Source organism: Campylobacter sp. RM19073 (assembly GCF_024723495.1).
GTDB lineage: Bacteria > Campylobacterota > Campylobacteria > Campylobacterales > Campylobacteraceae > Campylobacter > Campylobacter porcelli.
This window is the reverse complement of sequence record NZ_JANQCT010000047.1, coordinates 1-2,858: the sequence shown is the minus strand read 5'-3', so window position 1 is coordinate 2,858 and position 2,858 is coordinate 1. Positions and strand designations below refer to the sequence as shown.

Annotated in this window: 3 protein-coding genes; all 3 read left to right on the top strand. The window is 25.4% G+C overall.

Annotated features, from left to right (window positions below):
• Window positions 1–1,672 (top strand): HAD-IIIC family phosphatase (locus tag CSUIS19073_RS08085; RefSeq protein WP_086242679.1); only part of this gene is annotated, 1,672 nt, incomplete at its 5' end.
• 2 nt (window positions 1,673–1,674) lie between these two features.
• Window positions 1,675–1,896: an acyl carrier protein gene (locus tag CSUIS19073_RS08080; RefSeq protein WP_086242680.1), complete on the top strand. Its 222-nt coding sequence runs from the start codon at window positions 1,675–1,677 to the stop codon at window positions 1,894–1,896.
• On the top strand, window positions 1,897–2,858 hold a 962-nt coding region (locus CSUIS19073_RS08075; protein WP_330518302.1), incomplete at its 3' end, for a GNAT family N-acetyltransferase.

Here is a 2,858-nt window from a genome sequence, read left to right as displayed (position 1 = left end):
AACCATCCAACTAGTATTGAAAACTATAATCTTCAAAACAAAATTATTATTTCAAATAAAATTTGAAAGAGGTTTGTTATTTATGATAAGTGATTTACAAGATTTTATATTTGAAAATAAATTAACTAGAAGTAAAATATTATCTTATTCGTCTTCACTAGCAAATCTTGCAAGGTTTAGAATTAATGTTTATAGAAACCACTCTTTTGAGCTTATAGAAAATTCATTAAAGCCTTTTTTAGATTATGCTCAAATCAGTATAGAATTTAGCTATAGTGATTATGATGATTCGTTATCCTTTTTAAATTTAGATCAAAATTCTGATTTATTGATACTTTGGATAGATTCTACAAGATATCAAAATATTGATTTTAATAAATTTATTATTGACAGAATTGAATATTTAACCAAAATTTATTCTAAAAAAATACTTATTATTCCTTTTGAAACAAATTTAACTATTGAAAACAGTAGCGTAGTTGTTTATAATCTTAATAAAATTAAGCATTTTTTAAATGATGACTATTTAGATCTAAGATTGGAAAAATTTTCTGGAACCAAGCTAAGTTCCAAAGCTTTAATTGAGATTTCTAAAGATTTAGGGTTAAATTATATACCTTCTATACTTTTACCTAATATTAAGGCATTGATTTTTGATTTAGATAATACGCTATATAAAGGCGTATTGGGGGAAGATAAAATATATGGGTTAGAACTAACTAATGCTCATAAATTACTTCAAGAACATATTGTAGAATTATCTAAACAGGGTTTTTTTATTTGTTTAGCATCTAAAAATGAAGAGCAAGATGTTATTGAAATGTTTAAAACTAGAAAAGATTTTCCACTCCAACTAGAGCATATTACAAAATACTATATATCTTGGAAAGAAAAATCCAAAGCAGTAAGTGAAATTATTAAATTTCTCAATATTGGCATTGATAGCGTTTTATTTATTGATGATAATATGGGTGAAATAATTTCTATGTTAAATGATTATCCAAGTATAAAATATATCGTGGCTAAAAATAAAGCAGATATAACGCTTAATGTTTTAAAAAATTATCCTAGAATGTTGAAGTTAAATATAAAAGATGAAGATAAAATACGCTCTAAAGATACTCAAGCTAATAAGCAAAGAGAGTTTTTACAAAAAACTTTATCTAAAGCAGATTATATAAAAAGTTTAGATATTAAATTGACATATTCAATAAATAACAATAAGCAAATTCCTAGAATTTCTGAATTAGCTAATAAAACTAACCAATTTATTTGTGGATATAAGAGATATAGCGAAACTGAAGTTAAGGAATTAATGAACGATAAGAATTGTATGGTAATCACTATTAAATTGGAAGATAAGTTATCTAATAGCGGCATCATTGGAGTTTGTGTATTTAGAGATAAAAATAGATATTTAGAAATGGAAGAGTGTTTTATTAGTTGCCGAGCATTAGGTAGAGGTATTGATAATAGCATTGTACTTTATCCTATACAATTAGCTCTTGATAAATTTGGTCGTTCTGAGTTTAAAATTAATTTTATAAAGGGTGAAAGAAATAAACCTGCTGAGAATTTTTTAGTAGAAAATTTATTTGATTTTATTAATGCTAGTTCTAAATTTAATAAAGACATTAATCAAGATTTAGTGTCAATTATAATAGAGGAGTAAATATGGACAATAAAATTATTGAAATAATTTCTACAATTGCGAAAATTGATAAAGATCAATTAATAGAAAAAATAGATGTTGATAAATTGTGGGAATCAATAGTTCATGTTGAGATTATTATAGCTTTAGAAGAAGAATTTGATATTGTCTTTACACAAGAAGAGATTGGTGGTATGACAACTATTAATAAAATTATTGATTTAGTAAAATCTAAGGCGAAATAAATGCTTCATAGCTTTAAAGAGAAAGGGATTGCGTATTCTATTAGACCAGTAACCTTAGATGATGCTCAGTTTATTATTGATGTAAGACTAGAAGATGCTAAGCGTAATAAATATGTTCATAAAATATCTAGAGATTTAAATTTGCAAATTGATTGGTTAAATAGATATTTTAACACGCCAGATGATTATTATTTTTTAGTTAAAAATAACTTAACTGGTGAAAAAGAAGGTTTAATCAGTATTTATAATGTAAAAGATGGGGCAGCAGAATTAGGTCGTTGGGTTGTAAAAAAAGGCTCCATGGCTACAATTGAAAGCATTCAATTAGCATATAAATTTGCTTTCGAAAAGTTAAATTTAGTAGAAGTATATACTAAAACAATACAAGATAATGCATTGGTAGTAGAATTTCATAAGTCTATAGGTGCTAAAACTAAAGAAATTTTAATTAATGAATTTACAATAGATGGGCAAAACTATAACGCAGTATGGCAATTTGTGGATAGGGAGCATTATTTTTCATTTGTTGATTCTGGCTTAGAAGAAAAATCATTAAAAATATTTCAAAGAAATTTAAAAATTGCTTTAGGTGGTTTTGATTTTCATCATATAGGTATAGCAACTAAAAATATAGAAAAGGAATTTAAAAGCTATGCCATGCTCGGATATATTAAAGAAGCTTGGTTTGATAGCGATATCAATCAAGGAGTTAAAGGGCTTTTTATAACAGCAAAAAATCAACCGAGATTAGAATTATTGGAAAATTTAGAAGGCTCAAATACATTGGATTATTGGTTGAAACAAGGTATTAAATTATATCATTTTGGATATATGGTTAACGATATTGATAAAGCATTTGATATTTTTACGGTTAAATTAGGAGCAAAGGTAGTATCTCCAATGAAAATATCTCAATTTTTTGGAAAAAGAATTTGCTTCGTGGTTTTAAAAAATATGTTTAT

Bases quoted from the DNA above. Each gene is read 5' to 3' on its own strand.
- CSUIS19073_RS08080 (WP_086242680.1), top strand. From the start codon at position 1,675: ATGGACAATAAAATTATTGAAATAATTTCTACAATTGCGAAAATTGAT.